At 62.7% G+C, this 15,795-nt stretch carries 15 protein-coding genes and 1 tRNA gene; 7 read left to right on the forward strand and 9 right to left on the reverse strand.

What is annotated here, in order from left to right; genetic code table 11:
• Window positions 1–80 precede the first annotated feature (80 nt).
• Window positions 81–1,577, reverse strand: a complete 1,497-nt coding sequence (locus NKG95_RS23560; protein WP_353042694.1) for an amidase — start codon at window positions 1,575–1,577, stop codon at window positions 81–83.
• A 127-nt stretch (window positions 1,578–1,704) separates the two neighbouring features.
• On the opposite strand from NKG95_RS23560, the gene NKG95_RS23565 reads away from it, so the two are divergent.
• The 4 genes from NKG95_RS23565 (at window position 1,705) to msrB (ending at window position 4,379) form a co-directional block, all read left to right on the forward strand.
• Window positions 1,705–2,244 carry a sigma-70 family RNA polymerase sigma factor gene (locus NKG95_RS23565; RefSeq protein WP_353042695.1) on the forward strand — a complete coding sequence of 180 codons (540 nt, stop codon included), beginning with the start codon at window positions 1,705–1,707 and terminating at the stop codon, window positions 2,242–2,244.
• Window positions 2,241–2,945: an anti-sigma factor gene (locus NKG95_RS23570; protein WP_353042713.1), complete on the forward strand. Its 705-nt coding sequence runs from the start codon at window positions 2,241–2,243 to the stop codon at window positions 2,943–2,945. The genes NKG95_RS23565 and NKG95_RS23570 overlap by 4 nt, the downstream gene beginning before the upstream one ends.
• A 204-nt stretch (window positions 2,946–3,149) precedes the next feature.
• The gene (locus tag NKG95_RS23575; RefSeq protein ID WP_353042696.1) at window positions 3,150–3,707 is read left to right on the forward strand and encodes a fasciclin domain-containing protein; all 558 of its coding nucleotides are present in this window, start codon (window positions 3,150–3,152) and stop codon (window positions 3,705–3,707) included.
• Between the two features lie 171 nt (window positions 3,708–3,878).
• Entirely contained in the window at window positions 3,879–4,379 is a 501-nt protein-coding gene (gene msrB, locus NKG95_RS23580) for a peptide-methionine (R)-S-oxide reductase MsrB (RefSeq protein WP_292655897.1), read from the forward strand.
• A gap of 212 nt (window positions 4,380–4,591) precedes the next feature.
• Here the strand turns inward: msrB and NKG95_RS23585 are convergent, their stop codons facing one another.
• The gene (locus tag NKG95_RS23585) at window positions 4,592–6,145 is read right to left on the reverse strand and encodes a DHA2 family efflux MFS transporter permease subunit (RefSeq protein WP_353042714.1); all 1,554 of its coding nucleotides are present in this window, start codon (window positions 6,143–6,145) and stop codon (window positions 4,592–4,594) included.
• A 67-nt stretch (window positions 6,146–6,212) separates the two neighbouring features.
• Window positions 6,213–7,391: an HlyD family secretion protein gene (locus NKG95_RS23590; protein WP_352484316.1), complete on the reverse strand. Its 1,179-nt coding sequence runs from the start codon at window positions 7,389–7,391 to the stop codon at window positions 6,213–6,215.
• Window positions 7,392–7,534: 143 nt separating this feature from the next.
• Here NKG95_RS23590 and NKG95_RS23595 point away from each other — a divergent pair, with 143 nt between their 5' ends.
• A complete protein-coding gene (locus tag NKG95_RS23595) occupies window positions 7,535–8,284 on the forward strand; it encodes a TetR/AcrR family transcriptional regulator (RefSeq protein ID WP_352484315.1) in 750 nt (249 codons plus the stop codon).
• A 21-nt stretch (window positions 8,285–8,305) separates the two neighbouring features.
• On the opposite strand, the gene yihA is transcribed toward NKG95_RS23595, so the two are convergent.
• The 5 genes from yihA to rpmH all read right to left on the reverse strand — a co-directional run bounded on the left by yihA (window position 8,306) and on the right by rpmH (window position 12,093).
• The gene (gene yihA / locus NKG95_RS23600) at window positions 8,306–8,965 is read right to left on the reverse strand and encodes a ribosome biogenesis GTP-binding protein YihA/YsxC (RefSeq protein WP_031193748.1); all 660 of its coding nucleotides are present in this window, start codon (window positions 8,963–8,965) and stop codon (window positions 8,306–8,308) included.
• Window positions 8,962–9,600 (reverse strand): CatB-related O-acetyltransferase, encoded by a 639-nt coding sequence (locus NKG95_RS23605; protein ID WP_353042697.1) that lies wholly within the window; start codon window positions 9,598–9,600, stop codon window positions 8,962–8,964. The genes yihA and NKG95_RS23605 overlap by 4 nt, the downstream gene beginning before the upstream one ends.
• A 144-nt stretch (window positions 9,601–9,744) precedes the next feature.
• Window positions 9,745–11,568 carry a membrane protein insertase YidC gene (gene yidC, locus NKG95_RS23610; protein WP_353042698.1) on the reverse strand — a complete coding sequence of 608 codons (1,824 nt, stop codon included), beginning with the start codon at window positions 11,566–11,568 and terminating at the stop codon, window positions 9,745–9,747.
• A 13-nt stretch (window positions 11,569–11,581) separates the two neighbouring features.
• Entirely contained in the window at window positions 11,582–11,935 is a 354-nt protein-coding gene (gene rnpA / locus NKG95_RS23615) for a ribonuclease P protein component (protein WP_023718216.1), read from the reverse strand.
• A gap of 23 nt (window positions 11,936–11,958) precedes the next feature.
• Complete coding sequence (gene rpmH / locus NKG95_RS23620) at window positions 11,959–12,093, reverse strand: 50S ribosomal protein L34 (protein WP_008833937.1); 135 nt, start codon at window positions 12,091–12,093, stop codon at window positions 11,959–11,961.
• A gap of 334 nt (window positions 12,094–12,427) precedes the next feature.
• Between rpmH and NKG95_RS23625 the strand changes: the two genes are divergently transcribed.
• Complete coding sequence (locus tag NKG95_RS23625; protein WP_023718217.1) at window positions 12,428–13,915, forward strand: sensor histidine kinase; 1,488 nt, start codon at window positions 12,428–12,430, stop codon at window positions 13,913–13,915.
• A 325-nt stretch (window positions 13,916–14,240) separates the two neighbouring features.
• Window positions 14,241–14,317 (forward strand) — tRNA-Arg (locus NKG95_RS23630).
• Between the two features lie 249 nt (window positions 14,318–14,566).
• On the opposite strand, the gene NKG95_RS23635 is transcribed toward NKG95_RS23630, so the two are convergent.
• Window positions 14,567–15,790 (reverse strand): arabinose transporter, encoded by a 1,224-nt coding sequence (locus NKG95_RS23635; protein WP_352895290.1) that lies wholly within the window; start codon window positions 15,788–15,790, stop codon window positions 14,567–14,569.
• Between the last annotated feature and the right edge of the window lie 5 nt (window positions 15,791–15,795).

Consider the following 15,795-nt stretch of genomic DNA (forward strand, 5'->3'; position numbering starts at 1 on the left):
TTGGCATGAACGGCGGCGTCTTAGCGGGAATTGGACGAGGGGGCAAACGGCTTTGCTGTCACGATCGATCAAATCACCGCCTATGCCGGCACCTGCAGCGGCGCCCGCCGGCCCAGCCATCCCGAGATCTTTTCCATCTGCGCGGCGAACGACAAAAGCGTCTCCTCGTCACCGGGGCGGCCGGCGGCCTGGACGCCGAGCGGCAGGCCGGCATCGGTCACGTAAACCGGCAGCGTGATCGACGGTTGCCCGCTGACGTTCTGGATCGCCGGCCAGTGGGTGAACCAAAGGCTCTTGTCCATCAGCTGGCCGAATAGCGGCTTGAACTTCAGCAGGCCGGCGAGGCGCAGTCTGTCCAGGACATTCTCGATGAATTCGTCGGCGCCTTTCGGGTCCATGGTGCCGCAGGCGAGCGGCGGGTGCGCGATGACAGGCATCAGCACTGCATCATAGTGCGCGGTTTCGGTGATAAGGCGGCGCGAGGTTGCGTGCAGCCGCTGCAGGCCGGCATAGATTTCGCCGGCCGAGAGGATTTCACCGAACCGGCTCATCACGCGCGTGGCGCGTTCGATATCGCCTGAGATGGAGCGGCCGACGCGCAAGGCCTCGCCACGCATCGTGCCGGCCACCGCCGCGGCGACGGTTCTGGCGAAATCGGCGATGAAATCGCGGTCGATATAGGGCAGGTCGATCTCCTCGACGCTGTGCCCGCCTTCGCGCGCCAGCGCAATCGCCGCATCCAGAGCTTTCAACGTCTCGTCCGAAATCGGCAGGCCGAGCGGCGATTTTCGGTAGAAGGCGAGCTTGAGCTTGCCCGGATCGCGCCCGGCGGCCGCAGTGAAACTGCCGTTCGGCGACGGTGCCGCGTAGGGCGACAGCGGTTCGGGCCCGTGGGTCAGGTCGAGCAGCAGGGCCGTATCGCGCACCGAGCGGGCCAACGCATGGTCGACGACAAAGCCGTACCAGCTTTCAGTGACGAGCGGCGTCAAGGGCACGCGGCCGCGCGAGGTTTTCAACCCGACCAGCCCGGTACAGGCCGCAGGCACCCTGATCGAGCCGCCGCCATCCGAGGCGTGCGCCACCGGCACGACGCCGGCCGCGACCAGCGCAGCCGCGCCGCCCGAGGAACCGCCGGTCGTGTGAGCGGTGTCCCATGGATTGCGGGTGACGCCGTAAGCCACCGACTCGGTCACCAGCCTCAGCCCGTGTTCGGGTGCGGTGCTGGTGGCGATCGGGACCAGGCCGGCGGCCAGATAGCGTTCCGTCATCACCGAGTTGAAATCGGGGGTGTAGGCTGGGATGCGGCTGCCGCCATGCGTCGGCACACCGTTCATGGCGATGCCGAGGTCCTTCAGCGCAAAGGGCACTCCGGCAAGCGGCAGCTTGTGGTCGACGGTTTTCGCCCGCGCCCGCGCCGCCTCATAAAGCGGTTCGGCGATGGCGTTGATCTCCGGCCGGGTGGCCTCGGCCCGAGCGATCGCCGCATCGACGAGATCTTGCGGTGTGATCTCTCCCTTGTGTACGAGTGCGGCCTGGCCTGTTGCGTCATGCTCCCACAGAACCCGCTCAATCGACATGGTCGCCCTCCCGCTCATGGCAAGCTAGCGGGCGGCGATTTCCTTGGCAATCGACGCTGGCGCTGCCGGTGCGGCCAGACCATTTCAGTCGTTGCAAATACATTGCAATCGCCTAATTTGGCGGCCGATGACGCCGCAGGACATCAGCAATCTGATTGTCCGGACCTCGATGAAGGACCGGGCCGCGTTCGATCTGCTCTACCGGCAGACCAGCGCGAAACTTTTCGGCGTCTGCCTTCGTGTATTGAAGGACCGGGGAGATGCAGAAGAGGCGCTTCAGGAGGTCTTCGTCAAAATATGGACGAAGGCGGACCGTTTCGCCGTTTCGGATCTAAGCCCGATCTCCTGGCTGGTGGCCATTGCGCGCAATCATGCGATCGATCGGATCAGAGCGCGGCGAGAGCCTGCCGCCTATATCGATGCCGCGCTCGACGTGGCCGATCCGGCGCCGGGGCCGGAGGCCATGGCCGTGGCGGGCGGTGAGTCCGGACGCATCTACCATTGTCTCGAGGAATTGGAGAAGGACCGGGCGGCGGCCGTCCGGGGCGCCTATCTGAATGGCAAAAGCTATGCCGAGCTGGCGGAGCGCTATGGCGTACCGCTGAACACGATGCGGACCTGGCTGCGTCGCAGCCTGTTGAAACTGAGAGAATGCCTGGAAAGATGACGCTGGCTGACGACAATGGACCGGAACGTGGGGGCGACGACCTGTTCGCCGCCGAATACGTTCTTGGCGTTCTAGCCGCCGATGAACGCGAGATCGCGTCGCGCCGCATCGATGCGGACGCCGCCTTCGCGCGCCTTGTCGATGCCTGGGAGGCGCATCTTTCGCCGATGGCCGCCGCCTATCCGGAGACAGAGCCTCCGATCAGGGTCAAGGAAGCATTGGACCGCCGGCTGTTCGCTGCAGAGCCGCGCGCCGGCCTGTGGTCGAGCCTTGGCTTCTGGCGCGGTCTTGCCGCCGCCGCCATTGCGGCGCTGGCGATCTACATCGCCGTGCCTTACTTCCGCCCGTCCACCGAACCGCCGCAGACGCGGCTTGTCGCCTCGCTGGCGGCCGAGGGCAGCGACGTCAAATATCTCGTCGTCTACGATGCCGCCCGTCACGAGGTCGGTCTTTCCCACGTTTCCGGCGAGCGGGCCGCCGGCAAGGACTTCGAATTGTGGATGATCGAAGGCAAGAAGGCGCCGGTGTCGATGGGCGTCATCCCGGCTGGTGCGACCGCGCATTTGGCCATCCCGCCCGCCGTCCAGGAGAAATTGGCGCAAGGCGCCGTGCTCGCGGTCAGCGTTGAGCCTGCCGGCGGTTCACCGACCGGCCAGCCGACTGGACCGGTGGTCGCAGCGGGCGATCTGAAGAGCATCTGACCGCTTCTCATCTCCGGAAGCAGACCTAAAATCTATCTTCCGCGATTTAAACGCCTGCAAAGCTTGTTGGTGGCTGTCGATCCGCGCCGGGAAAATTTCAGCGACACAATTTTTTTGCGGAGAGGACGAAACTCCGGAATTTTCTATCGCGTATCTCCTTGCGTTCCCGAATAAGGGGAACGATAACCCGAGGAGATTGAAATCATGCGTAAATTCGCCACCATTTTGCTTGCCGGCACGGTCGCCATTTCTGCGCTCGCCACCATTGCCTATGCCCAAAATCCGATGGTAGGCGGCGCCGCCATGTATGCCCAGAAAAACATCGTCGAAAATGCTGTCAACTCGAAGGACCACACGACGCTGGTCGCTGCCGTCAAGGCAGGCGGCCTGGTCGATACGCTGCAAAGCGCTGGCCCCTTCACCGTGTTCGCGCCGACCAACGAGGCCTTTGCGGCACTTCCAGCCGGCACGGTGGAGACGCTGCTCAAGCCTGAAAACAAGGACAAGCTCGTCAAGATCCTGACTTGCCATGTCATCGGCGCCAAGGCGATGGCCGCCGACGTCGCCAAGATGGTCAAGGATGACGGTGGCACCCACAAGGTCAAGACGGTCGGTGGTTGCGAACTGTCGCTCAAGACCGACGGCGGCAAGGTCACCGTGACCGACGAGAACGGCAATGTCGCTAATGTGACGATCGCCGATGTCGAGCAGTCCAACGGCGTCATCCACGTCGTCGACAAGGTTCTCCTGCCGAAGATGTAACAAACGCACGCTGCCGGCGAAGATATCGCTAACGGCCTCCCTGCGCACACTCCGCGCCGTTCACGCAAGTGGATAGGCGCGGAGTCCCGCTTTGAGGACAGCGATCGTCACCGGTTTTTGATTTCCGTCTGGCGGTCGAATTTGGCACAAGCAGTAACAGGAGGAATGGGCATGAACCGTCGCGAGCTTCTTTTGAGTGGTGCGGCAGCCATTGGCGTTGTCGCAGGCGCCACCGCGCTGCGCATGGGCGGAGCCCAGGATGCACGCGCGGCCGAGACTTTCGAGGTTACCAAGACCGAGGCCGAGTGGCGCGCCATCCTGTCCGACGCGGCCTTCAATGTGCTGCGCAAGGAGGGCACGGAATACCCGGGCACCAGTCCGCTGCTCAACGAGCACCGCAAAGGCATCTTCGCTTGCGCCGGCTGCGACCTGCCGGTCTATTCGTCAGAGACCAAGTTCGATTCCGGCACCGGCTGGCCGAGCTTCTGGCAGGAAATCCCCAACGCGATCGGCAAGACCGTGGACAGGTCGTTGGGCATGACCCGCACCGAGGTCCATTGTCGCCGCTGCGGTGGCCATCTCGGCCACGTCTTCGACGACGGTCCGCCGCCGACCGGGTTGCGGCATTGCATCAACGGTGTCGCCTTGACCTTCAAGCCGGCGACGGCCTGAGGATAGCCGCGCCCCTTACTTTGTCGGAGCGCGCTAGAGCATCGGACCCAAAAGTGCGAAGCGGTTTTGGGAAAATCCGATGCTCAAACAAAAAGTTGGAGCGGTGGAGTGTCCGCCGCTCCAAGACTTCGTAATGGTTGATTTTGCGCATGATCCCGAAATCGCTTTTCGGGGTCATGCGCGAGGGCGCCAGGCGGGGGATCCAGCGCGCCTCAATGGCCTCCGCCACCGCCGCCCTGAGCGGCTGGCTTGCGGATCACCAGGGTGAAGAGCCCAAGCGTCGCGAACAAAACCGTCAGCATGAAGAATACGTCCATGAACGACAGCAGCGACGCCTGCTGCTGGACCATGCCTGACAGTTTGGAGATGGCCGCCTTGGAGGCGTCGAGCCCGGCGGTCTGCTCGAAGTTGAGCGTCATGTTCTGCAGCTTCTGCTGCGCAGCGGCACTTCCCCATTGCACGTGCTCGGAGAGCCTGGCGTAGTGGAAGGCATTGCGGTCGATCAGCACGGTGTTGATGACGGCCAGGCCGACGGCGCCGCCGAGATTGCGGGTCAGGTTGAACAGGCCAGACGCATTCTTCAGCCGCTCCGGCGGCAGGGTTCCGAGCGCAATGTTGTTGATCGGCACCATGCACAGCATCATCGAGCAACCGCGCAGGATCTGCGGGATCAGCAGTTCATAGAAATCCCAGTCGGCGGTGAGATGCGTCATCCACCAGGTCCCCGTGGCGAAGCCGAAGAAGCCGATCATCATCATGATGCGCGGGTCCATCTTGTTCGACAGGATGCCGGAGATCGGCGCGGCGAAGAACATGGCCAGGCCGCTGACGAACAGCGCCTCGCCGATCATCATCGAATCGTAGCCGCGGATGCGCCCCAGGAACACCGGATAAAGATAGGTCAGACCGTAGAGGCCGATGCCGACGACGAAGGAGAACAGCGAGCCGAAGGCGAAATTGATATTGCTGAAAGCCCTCAGATCGACAATCGGCTCCTCGGCGGTGAACACGCGCCAGAAGAACAGCACCGCGCCGAAGGTCATGATGACGGCGCAGACGAACACCGCCTGATCCTGCAGCCAGTCGTTATTGGGACCTTCCTCCAGCACATATTCCATGCAGCCCAGGAAGGCGGCCATACCGGCAAGCCCCCACCAGTCGAACTTGCTGAACAGCTTGAGATTGGGTTTGTCGAAGTCGATCAGCGACCAGGCGGCCGTCGTCACCAGAATGCCGGGCACGACGTTGACCAGGAACAGCCAGTGCCAGGACATGGCATGGCTGATATAGCCGCCGACTGTCGGGCCGATGGTTGGCGCCAGCGTCGCCACCAGGCCGATCATCGGCGAGACGATGGCGCGACGCGACGGTGGGAAGATGGTGAAGGCGGCTGCAAAGACGCTCGGGATCATGCCGCCGCCGATGAAGCCCTGCACGGCGCGGTAGACGATCATCTGGTCGATATTGGTTGCGGTCGCCGCCAGCGCGCTGGCCGCGGTGAACCCTGCCGCCGAGAACGTGAACAGCACTCGCGTCGACAGCATCCGGCTGAGGAAGCCCGACAGCGGGATCATCACCACCTCGGCAATCAGATAGGCCGTCTGCACCCACGGAATCTCGTCCGAACTGGCGCTCAGGCCCGCCTGGATCTCAGCCAGCGAGGCCGAGACGATCTGGATGTCCAGGATCGCCATGAACATGCCGAACACCATTGCCAGGAAGGCGATGACGCGGCGTGTCGAGATGTGGTCGACCGGCACCGGCATGGCTGGCGCCGGCGCCGATCCTGCAGTTAGGGTTGCGGTCGCCATGACCTTTGCTCCCGGTTCCGCTTTACTTCGATGCCGAAGGCGCCGTGCGGCTGTCGACGGCGACGACGACGCTCAGGCCAGCTCGCAGCTTGCCCGTCTTCAGCACATCCGCTGGCACGTCGATGCGAACCGGAACGCGCTGCACCACCTTGGTGAAATTGCCTGTGGCGTTCTCCGGCGGCAGCAGCGAGAACACTGCTCCTGAAGCCGGCGCCAGCGACGACACGGTACCCTCGATGTCCTGGCCGTCGATCGCGTCGACCGACACTCTGACCTTTTCACCAGGCACCAGCCGGGCAAGCTGCGTCTCCTTGAAATTGGCGACGATGTAGAGCTTGTCCATTGGCACGATGACGGCGAGCTTCTGTCCAGGGCTGATCAGGTCACCCTGCTCGACCGAGCGGTTGCCGACCACGCCGTCATAGGGTGCGCGCAGCACGGTGAAGGACAGGTCCCGCACCGCCTTGTCGTGGGCAAGCTGCAGCGAGGCCAGCGTGCTGGCCGATTCCGTGCGCTGCGCCTGGAGCACGCCGATATTGGCCTGAGCCGCCGCGATCTGCGCGTCGGCGCCGGCAAGTGCGGCATTGGCTTGCTCGACCGCCGTCTGGGCATCGTCCAACTGGGCCTGGGTGCCGACGCGGGTCTTGAGCAGCTGGGCGGCCCGCGCTTGGACGCGCTTGGCATTATCGGCCGCGGCCTGGTCGGCGGTCTTCTGCGCCTGCGCCTGCTTGAGCGAGGCGCGCGCCGCCTCAGTCTGGGCATCGATGCGGTCGAGCGTCTTGCTCAACGTGGCGATCTGCGCCTCGGCCTGGGCAACGGCTATCTTGTAGTCGCCGTCATCGACGATCAGCAGCGGGTCGCCGGCCTTCACTTGCTGGTTCTCGGTCACTTTGACCTGATCGACATAGCCCGAGATTTTTGGCGAGATGAACGCCGTGTCGGCCTGGACATAGGCGTCGTCGGTCGTGATCATAAAGCGCCCGTCGGTCCAGTAATCATAGCCATACCAGGCGCCGGCGCCCAGCAGGGCCAGGCCGATGATGGGCAACAACATCGAGCGCATCGAGCGCTTCTTTTTGGCGGGAGCCAGCGGGGTGACGTCGGCGGGTTTGACAGGGGCTTCCGGCGCTTCGATCGCAGGCTGGACCTTGGCACTGGGGAAAGGGCGGACTTCGGCACTGGTGGGCGCGTTCGAGGACATGATATCTCTCTAAATTAACTGGCGCTGAATTTTGTCAGACTGAACCGTTCGGTTCGATCTCGACATTGACTTAGCGCTTAAAGAGGCCCATATCAAGAGCAATCGAACCGGATGGTTCGAATTATTTTACGAGGTGTGACATTATGGCCGAAGCCCCCAAGGCCGCTCCTTTGCCTGAGTCAGGCCCATTGCCCGGCGCTGGCAAGGACCAGTGCGATCTGCTGGACAGTCTGCCGCGCGGCCGCCCGGCCGCGGGGCAAGACCCGGTCAAGCGCAGCCAGATCATCGACGGTGCGCGCCGTGTCTTCATCGACAAGGGCTTCGAAGCCGCGTCGATGAACGACATCACCCGCGAGGCCGGCGTGTCCAAGGGCACCATCTATGTCTACTTCGCCAACAAGGAAGAGCTGTTCGAAGCGCTGATCGAGGAAGAACGCGGCACGATCTTCAAGAACATGTACGAAGTGCTGGACCAGATCGGCGACCTTCGCCAGACGCTGGTGAAGTTCGGCATCGTGCTGTCCATGAAGATCACCTCGGCGAGGGTCATCCTGGCGCAGCGGACGGTGATCGGCGCGTCGGAACGCATTCCGGAGCTTGGCGCGCGATTTTACGAACGCGGCCCGAAGCGCGGCCATGACAGGGTTGTCGTTTTCCTCAACATGGCTATCGAACGCGGCCTGCTGAAGATCGACGATGTCGAGCTTGCCGCCTATCAGTTCACCGAGCTGTGCCTGGCCGGTCTTTTCCGCCAGTGCATATTCGCCTATCGCACCAAAGCGCCAAGTGCGGCCGAGATCGAACATATCGTCAGGTCGGGCGTCGATGTGTTCCTGAAGGCCTACGGCACCGAACAGCTTGCAGAGCAGGAACGGACCTCCAGCCCCGCCTGACCAGCCGTCGGATTCCGTTGCCTATCCGCCGTTGGCGGCGAGCACGATCGCCGCACGCAATTCTTCGAGGCCTTCGCTCTTTTCCGACGACGTGGCGAGCACGAAGGGAAAGGCCGCCGGGCGTTTCTTGATCTTCTGCAGCGTTTCCTCGATCAGCCGTGGTACCCCCGCCGCCTTGATCTTGTCGGTCTTGGTCAGCACGATCTGATACGACACCGCCGCCTTGTCGAGCAGCGACAGCACCTCGTCGTCCTTGGCCTTGATGCCATGGCGGGCGTCGATCAGCACGTAGACGCGCTTCAGCGTCACCCGGCCCTTCAGGTAGTCGAACACGAGCTTCGTCCACTCGTCGACCTTTTCCTTCGGCGCCGTGGCGTAGCCATAGCCCGGCATATCGACCAGTGCCATCGGCGGCAGATCGGCGCCTTCTCCCGAAAATCCGCCCGGCACGAAATAGTTGAGCTCTTGCGTCCGGCCCGGCGTGTTGGAGGTGCGCGCCAGCCCCTTCTGGTTGACCAGCGCGTTGATCAGCGACGATTTGCCGACATTGGAGCGGCCGGCAAAGGCGATCTCGGGTGGACCCTCCGGCGGCAGGAATTTCATCGCCGGCACGCCGCGGATGAAGATCCAGGCTCGCGTGAACAATTCGATGCCGATCGTGGTCTTGTTCAACGCGTTCAAACCGCTGCCTCCAGAAGAAAAATGTTGCTGCCACGAATGGCATCGAGATTGCGGCTGATCTTTTCCACCGGCCAGTGCCACCACGCCAGCGCCAGCAGCCGCCGGATGGTCCTGTCATCGAAGCGCATCTTCACCACCTTGGCCGGATTGCCGGCGACGATCGCATAGGCCGGCACATCGTGCGTCACCACCGACTTTGCCGCCACAATGGCGCCGTCGCCGATCTTGACGCCCGGCAGCATCACCGCTTCCATGCCGATCCAGACGTCGTTGCCGACGATTGTGTCGCCACGCACCTCCTTCGACCATGTCGCCGGGTCGAAGCCTTCTTCCCAGCCGTGGCCAAAGATATTGAACGGATAGGTCGAAAAGCCGGACATGGCGTGATTGGCGCCGTTCATGATGAAACGCGCGCCCTCGGCGAGGGCGCAGAACTTGCCGATGACCAGCCTGTCGCCGATGAACGGATAATGATGCAGCACGCATTTTTCGGCGAATTTGTCAGGTCCCTCAGGGTCGTCATAATAGGTGAAGTCGCCGATCTCGATATTAGGCGCCGTCACCAGCGGTTTCAGAAAGCCGACGCGTGTGTGCAACGGGATCGGATGCTTGATCGATGGATTGGGTCCGGTCATATCGAGCTCCGTCGAGCACCTGCCAGGCAGGTCAAAATAGCGCGATCCGTCCCGCAGTACCAATCGCTTAATCCAGGCCGGCAGCTTGTGCAAAAAGCCCCGGACGAACCGGGGCTTTCTGGTTTCGCATTATCGGAGCGCCGGCTATTCCGCCGGCGACGGTTTCTTGCGGAACAGCGCGACCAGATTGTCCCACAATTCGATCTTGGCGCCCTGCCGCTTCATGATCACGCCCTGCTGCAGGATCGACAACGTGTTGTTCCAGGCCCAGTAGATGACGAGGCCGGCCGGAAAACCCGCCATCATGAAGGTGAAGATCACAGGCATCCAGGTGAAGATTGCCGCCTGCGTCGGGTCCGGCGGCGTCGGGTTCATGCGCATCTGCAGGAACATCGTCACGCCCATGATCAGAGGCCAGACGCCGATCATCAGCATGTGCGGCAAGGTGATCGGGATCAGCCCGAACAGGTTGAAGATCGATGTCGGATCCGGCGCCGCCAGATCCTGGATCCAGCCGAAGAACGGCGCGTGCCGCATCTCGATGGTGATGTAGAGCACCTTGTAGAGCGAGAAGAACACCGGGATCTGCAACGCCACCGGCCAGCAACCGGCGAGCGGATTGATCTTCTCGGTCTTGTACAGCTCCATCATCGCCTGCTGCTGCTTCATCTTGTCGTCCGCGTATTTCTCGCGGATCTCGAGCATCTTGGGCTGCACCTTCTTCATGTTCGCCATCGACGCATAGGACTTGTTGGCGAGCGGGAAGAACAGCGCTTTGACGATGACGGTGGTGGCGAGGATCGCCAGGCCGAAATTGCCGAAGAATTTGTAAAGCGTGTCGATCAGCCAGAACATCGGCTTGGTGATGAAATAGAACCAGCCCCAGTCGATCAGCAGGTCGAACTGGCGAATATGACGGTCCTTTTCATAAGCGTTGATCGTCGAAACTTCCTTGGCGCCGGCGAATATCTCCGACTCCACGGTCGTCGATTGCCCGGGAGCGACCGTGACGGGATCGGACAGGAAATCGGACTGGTAGCTGTGCGGATGGGGCCCGCTTTTGAACTCGAAATAAGAGAATTTGGGCTGAAAGTCGCGGCCGCTAGGCGGCACCAGGGTCACCGCCCAATACTTATCGGTGATGCCCAGCCAGCCGTCGGTCGACTTGCCTGGCTTGTATTCCTTGTCCGATTCGACGCTGGAGTATTTGTATTCCTGCAGGCCCTCGCTTCCGGTAACGCCGATCAGGCCCTCGTGCAGCACATAGGTGCTGGCGATGGCCGGCTTGTCGAAACGCGTAACGCGGCCATAGTTCGACAACGTCGCCGGCGCCGAGCCGCCGTTCTGAACCGTGTCGGATACGGTGAACATATATTGGCTGTCGACGGAGAAGGTGCGCTTGAAGGTCAGGCCCTTGTCGTTGGTAAAGGTCAGCGTGACCGGCGTCGCCGGTGTGAGCGTCGCCTTGCCGTCGGTCTGCCAGACCGTGTCGGGGCCGGGCAGCGTGCCCACATCCGGCGCGCCAGAAAAGCCGATCTCGGCGAAATAGCCGTTCGGCAGGGACGCCGGGTTGAGCAACGCGATCTCGGGCGAGGTCTTGTCGACCGTCTCCCTGTAATGCTTGAGCTGGAGGTCATCGAGGCGCGCACCGGTGAGGTTGATCGAACCTTCGAGGCTCGGCGTGTCGATCTTGACGCGGCTGGTCGAGGCAATCGCCTGGTCGCGGCCGGCCGGCGTCACCGCGTCGCCGCCAGGCGCGCTCGGAATGGCGCCGGGCTGTACCGGTGTTTCGCTGGCGCCCGGACTGGTGCCTTCGGCGGCCTTCTTCTGCTCCGCCACGCGCTGCTCTTCGATGCGGGCGGCTTCGCGCTGCATCTCGCTGCGCGGCATCACATAGAAATATTGCCAAAGCGCCAGGATCAGCACCGACAGTGCGATGGTGATGAAGAAGTTGCGGTTGTTTTCCATCGAAGCCCTTGGCCTATCGTGTTCCACGCAATCTGCGGGAGAGTTCGGCCTTCAACTGGCCAAACGGAGTGGTAAGCACGTCTTCGCGCCCGACGATGACATAATCATTGCCCGGCGCCATGTCATCCGCGGCATGCGTGCGCACGGCCTCTCTCAGCCGCCGCCGGATGCGGTTGCGAACGACGGCGTTGCCGACCTTCCTGGTGACGGTATAGCCGACGCGCGGCGCTTCGCAGTCGCCGCGGCCCAGAACCTCGACGAGGAAAAGCCGTCCGCGGCGCTTTTCGCCGCGGCGGACAGCCAGGAATTCCGCGCGCTTCAGAAGCCGCTTGGGATGGGGACCCGTTGGCTTGCCGGTTGCGGGCAACGATCTTGTCTCTCGCTTGGTGCTCAGGCGCTGAGACGCTTGCGGCCGCGGTTGCGGCGGGCTGCGACGACGCCGCGGCCACCCTTGGTGGCCATGCGGGCACGGAAGCCGTGCCTGCGTTTGCGGACGAGTTTTGACGGCTGGTAAGTACGCTTCATTTGTTTAAATACCGCGGGGTGCGGCCCTTCTTGATTCTGTCACTTTGTAACAGGAGCTTTGCCGGGCCGGTTTTGGCGCGATCGAAACCGCGCCGGGACGAATGGCCCGAGCGTGAGCGGGCTTATAGAAAGAAGGGTTTTGGAAGTCAATCCAGCGCGTCGGGCCGGCGTTGTCGGACCGGCAGGGAAGTCTTGCGGCCCTTTGTTCGGCTTCGACCAAGGATGAATTTGGCAAAAAAGCCGCAATCGCCTAATCTCACCCGATCAAGCGATCGTGAAGACAAGCAGTCCTTAAGACAAGCAGCCGTGATGACAGGCAGCCGTGACGACGAGCATGAGTGAAGTCCCAGCAACCGACGAAAGCATCGCCGAGGCGAAGGCCGCCACCCGCAGGGTGCCCTTGGCGCGCGGCCTGTCGACCAAGTTGCTGCTGCTCACCATCGTCTTCGTGCTCTTGGCTGAAATCCTCATCTTCGTGCCCTGGATCGCCAGTTACCGGCTGAGTTGGCTGAAGGAGAGGCTGAGTACTGCCGCTGCTGTTTCCATCGTCCTGGTGCAGGGCGAACCTGCCTCGCTGTCGCGTGCCGCCCAGAACGACGTGCTGATGGCGATCGGCGCCAAGGCGATCGCGGTGCGCGACGGCGGCGTCTCGCGGCTGCTGGTCGTGGCCGAAATGCCGCCGCAGGTGGACGAGCATATCGATATCGCCAATGTCGGCATGATCAAGGGCATGACCGGCGCGCTGGACACGCTGTTTTTCGGCGGCAAGAGGATGCTGCGCGTTTTCGGACCGGTCGGCGACAGCGACAAGGAGTTCGAGCTGATCATGCCCGACCACCGCCTGCGCAATGCCATGCTGATCTATTCGCGCAACGTCGCCTTCGTCTCGCTGCTGATTTCGCTGTTCACCGCCATGCTGGTCTACGCCGCGATAGACCTGATCATGATCGGCCCGATCAGGACGATGACGCGCTCGATGCTGTCCTTTTCCGAGGCGCCCGACGATCCCGGTCGCATCATTCACCCCGCCGCCCGGGCCGACGAGATCGGCGTCGCCGAACGCGAGCTGTCGCAGATGCAGGAGCGGCTGCAAAAGATGCTGACCGAGCAGAAGCACCTGGCCGATCTCGGCCTGGCCGTGTCGAAGATCAACCACGACATGCGCAACATCCTTGCCTCGGCGCAGCTGATGTCGGACCGCCTGCGCCAGGTAAAGGACCCGACTGTTCAGGCCTTCGCGCCAAAACTGCTGCGCGCGCTCGATCGCGCCGTGTCCTATTCGGAAGGCGTGCTGTCCTATGGCCGCACCCAGGAGCCGCCGCCGTCGCGTCGCAGGCTGCGGCTGCGCCAGTTGGTCGAGGACGTCCAGGGCCTGCTCGACATCGAATGCGGCATCGAATTCGTCAACGCCGTCGATCCGGTGCTCGAGGTCGACGCCGATTCCGATCAGCTGTTCCGCGTGCTCACCAATCTTAGCCGCAACGCCGTGCAGGCGATGGCGGCGGACACCGAGAGCGCCGTAGTGCGCCGCCTGACCATATCGGCCGAGCGCATCGGCAGCGTCAGCCGCATCGTCGTCACCGACACCGGCCCCGGCCTGCCGCCGAAGGCGCGCGAAAACCTGTTCGCGGCGTTTCGCGGCTCGGCCCGCAGCGGCGGCACCGGCCTTGGCCTGGCGATCGCCCATGAATTGATCCGCGCCCATGGCGGCACGGTGGAGCTGGTCGAAAGCATCGGCGGCCGCACCACATTCGCCGTCACCATTCCCGACCAGCCGGTCCGGCTCGACCAAGCCCGCAACGGCCTGCGCCGCCCGGCGTAACGAACCGTTTCGTTACGGACCGTTTCAATTCGCAAATGGTTGGTCCGGGACTAAGAGTCATCGGCTCGGCCGCCGTGCAACGGCTTGTTTCGTTACGGACCGTTCCGATTGGCAAATGACCGATCCAAGACGACGACCTATCGGCTCAGCCGCCGCGTGACGCGATCTTACCTTCGCCGGCCGGCGCATGACGGCAAAACGTGACGGCAAAACTTTTGGCCAGGATCGGCTTGCTTTTCGCAAATTCAGTCGCTAGGGAACAGCTCACATTCGCGGCCGGTCGCCAGGATCGGATCGCGGGGCTATGCAAAGCATGGCCTGTTGCGCGCCCGTAGCTCAGCTGGATAGAGCACCAGACTACGAATCTGGGGGTCAGGAGTTCGAATCTCTTCGGGCGCGCCAAATACCCACCGATCGCACGATATAGCCCGATTCCCATCAGACTACGCCCGCGCAAAGAGCGGGAGATAGTCCGCGAGCGAAAGGCGTAGAAACGGCGGCGTTAGGCGGTGGAAAAGGTCGAATCTCTCGGGTTGAATGGCTGATTTCTGATCAGCAGGCACGTGCCATATATCACTTGGGTGGCATGAGCCATTTCACTCTAAATCTACTTCGGTTGCGAACGTAGAAGGCCGCTGATTGCCGCGAAGTTTACCAATAAGACCTCTTTGCAGGCGCCCGTCGGCCTCGGTGCGTGCTGTAGGCTAAATACAAGGCAATGGCCGTCGTACAAAAGGTGACACCGGCGCTGATAAAGAACACAACGCTCAAACCTGCTCGATCGGCAGCCCATCCCAACGCCGGGCTTCCTAGAGCCATCGCGACATCGAGAAAGACCGTGTAGATGCCCATTGCCAGCCCGCGGCTTTCAGGCGAGGTGTCACGGACAGCCTCGACACCCAGACCGGGATAGACGAGCGAGTAGCCGAGTCCCGCGAGAGCGGCTCCGGCGGATGCCATCATCGTGCTTCGGGCCAATCCCATGAGGATCAATCCGGCCGCTTGCACCAGAACGAACACCAAGGCGATTCTCGCGCCGCCGAACTTATCCGGTAGATGGCCAAACATCATTCGCGCCACGATCAACGCCGCGCCAAAGGCAGTGAAGGCAAGCCAGACGGGCTGCCAGCCGTGATTGGCATAAAGGAGCGAGCTGAATGCGAGAATGGCGCAATAGCCGATGCTGCTAAGCGCCGCGCCAAGTCCGGGTAGCCAGACCGCTCCAATCACGCCGCCAAAAGTGGATCTCGTCCGTGCCGATAGGACAGGCGGACTCGGCGCTCGCAATAGGAACAGCAGAACGAGCAGTGGCGCCAAGGTCGTGATAAGGCCGATCGCCGCAAAGCCGTACGGTACAAAGAGCATCGTGCCGAGCGGACCGCCGAAGGCGAGCGCCGCGAACATGGCCGTGCCGACCCAGGCGATGACCTTCCCCGCATGGCCGGAATCGACCATTGCCAATCCCCAGCTCACGCCCCCGGTGATGATGAAGCTTTCGGCTCCACCGAGCACCGCACGTCCCACCAGAAGAATCGCAACAGAGAGGGTTGGCGAACTCACGAAGGTCAAGGACAGGAGATACAGCAATCCAGCACCGGCGGCGGCGATCAGGCCGAGGACGACGCTGCGTTTGCCGCCATTCGCATCCGAATAGGTGCCGGACCATATGCGCGTGACCAGAGACGCGGCAAATTGCGAGCCCGCAACCAGGCCGACGACGAAAGTTCCGAAGCCGAGATCCTGATTCACATGCAGCGGCAGCACCGGCAGGGCCGCGCCGATGACGAGGAAGCCGGCCAACACGGCCGCCATGATCGGCAGCAACGTCACGGCGGCCGAGGGCGGCGGTCTGGACGATGAGGGCAAAGGAGTCATCGCGA

This window comes from Mesorhizobium sp. M1423, assembly GCF_040317575.1.
GTDB lineage: Bacteria > Pseudomonadota > Alphaproteobacteria > Rhizobiales > Rhizobiaceae > Mesorhizobium.

Bases quoted from the DNA above. Each gene is read 5' to 3' on its own strand.
- NKG95_RS23635 (WP_352895290.1), bottom strand. From the start codon at position 15,790: ATGACTCCTTTGCCCTCATCGTCCAGACCGCCGCCCTCGGCCGCCGTG.
- NKG95_RS23585 (WP_353042714.1), bottom strand. From the start codon at position 6,145: ATGCCGGTGCCGGTCGACCACATCTCGACACGCCGCGTCATCGCCTTC.
- msrB (WP_292655897.1), top strand. From the start codon at position 3,879: ATGAACCGTCGCGAGCTTCTTTTGAGTGGTGCGGCAGCCATTGGCGTT.
- NKG95_RS23595 (WP_352484315.1), top strand. From the start codon at position 7,535: ATGGCCGAAGCCCCCAAGGCCGCTCCTTTGCCTGAGTCAGGCCCATTG.
- NKG95_RS23605 (WP_353042697.1), bottom strand. From the start codon at position 9,600: ATGACCGGACCCAATCCATCGATCAAGCATCCGATCCCGTTGCACACA.
- NKG95_RS23565 (WP_353042695.1), top strand. From the start codon at position 1,705: ATGACGCCGCAGGACATCAGCAATCTGATTGTCCGGACCTCGATGAAG.
- NKG95_RS23560 (WP_353042694.1), bottom strand. From the start codon at position 1,577: ATGTCGATTGAGCGGGTTCTGTGGGAGCATGACGCAACAGGCCAGGCC.
- NKG95_RS23570 (WP_353042713.1), top strand. From the start codon at position 2,241: ATGACGCTGGCTGACGACAATGGACCGGAACGTGGGGGCGACGACCTG.
- NKG95_RS23625 (WP_023718217.1), top strand. From the start codon at position 12,428: ATGAGTGAAGTCCCAGCAACCGACGAAAGCATCGCCGAGGCGAAGGCC.
- NKG95_RS23575 (WP_353042696.1), top strand. From the start codon at position 3,150: ATGCGTAAATTCGCCACCATTTTGCTTGCCGGCACGGTCGCCATTTCT.
- yidC (WP_353042698.1), bottom strand. From the start codon at position 11,568: ATGGAAAACAACCGCAACTTCTTCATCACCATCGCACTGTCGGTGCTG.
- NKG95_RS23590 (WP_352484316.1), bottom strand. From the start codon at position 7,391: ATGTCCTCGAACGCGCCCACCAGTGCCGAAGTCCGCCCTTTCCCCAGT.
- rpmH (WP_008833937.1), bottom strand. From the start codon at position 12,093: ATGAAGCGTACTTACCAGCCGTCAAAACTCGTCCGCAAACGCAGGCAC.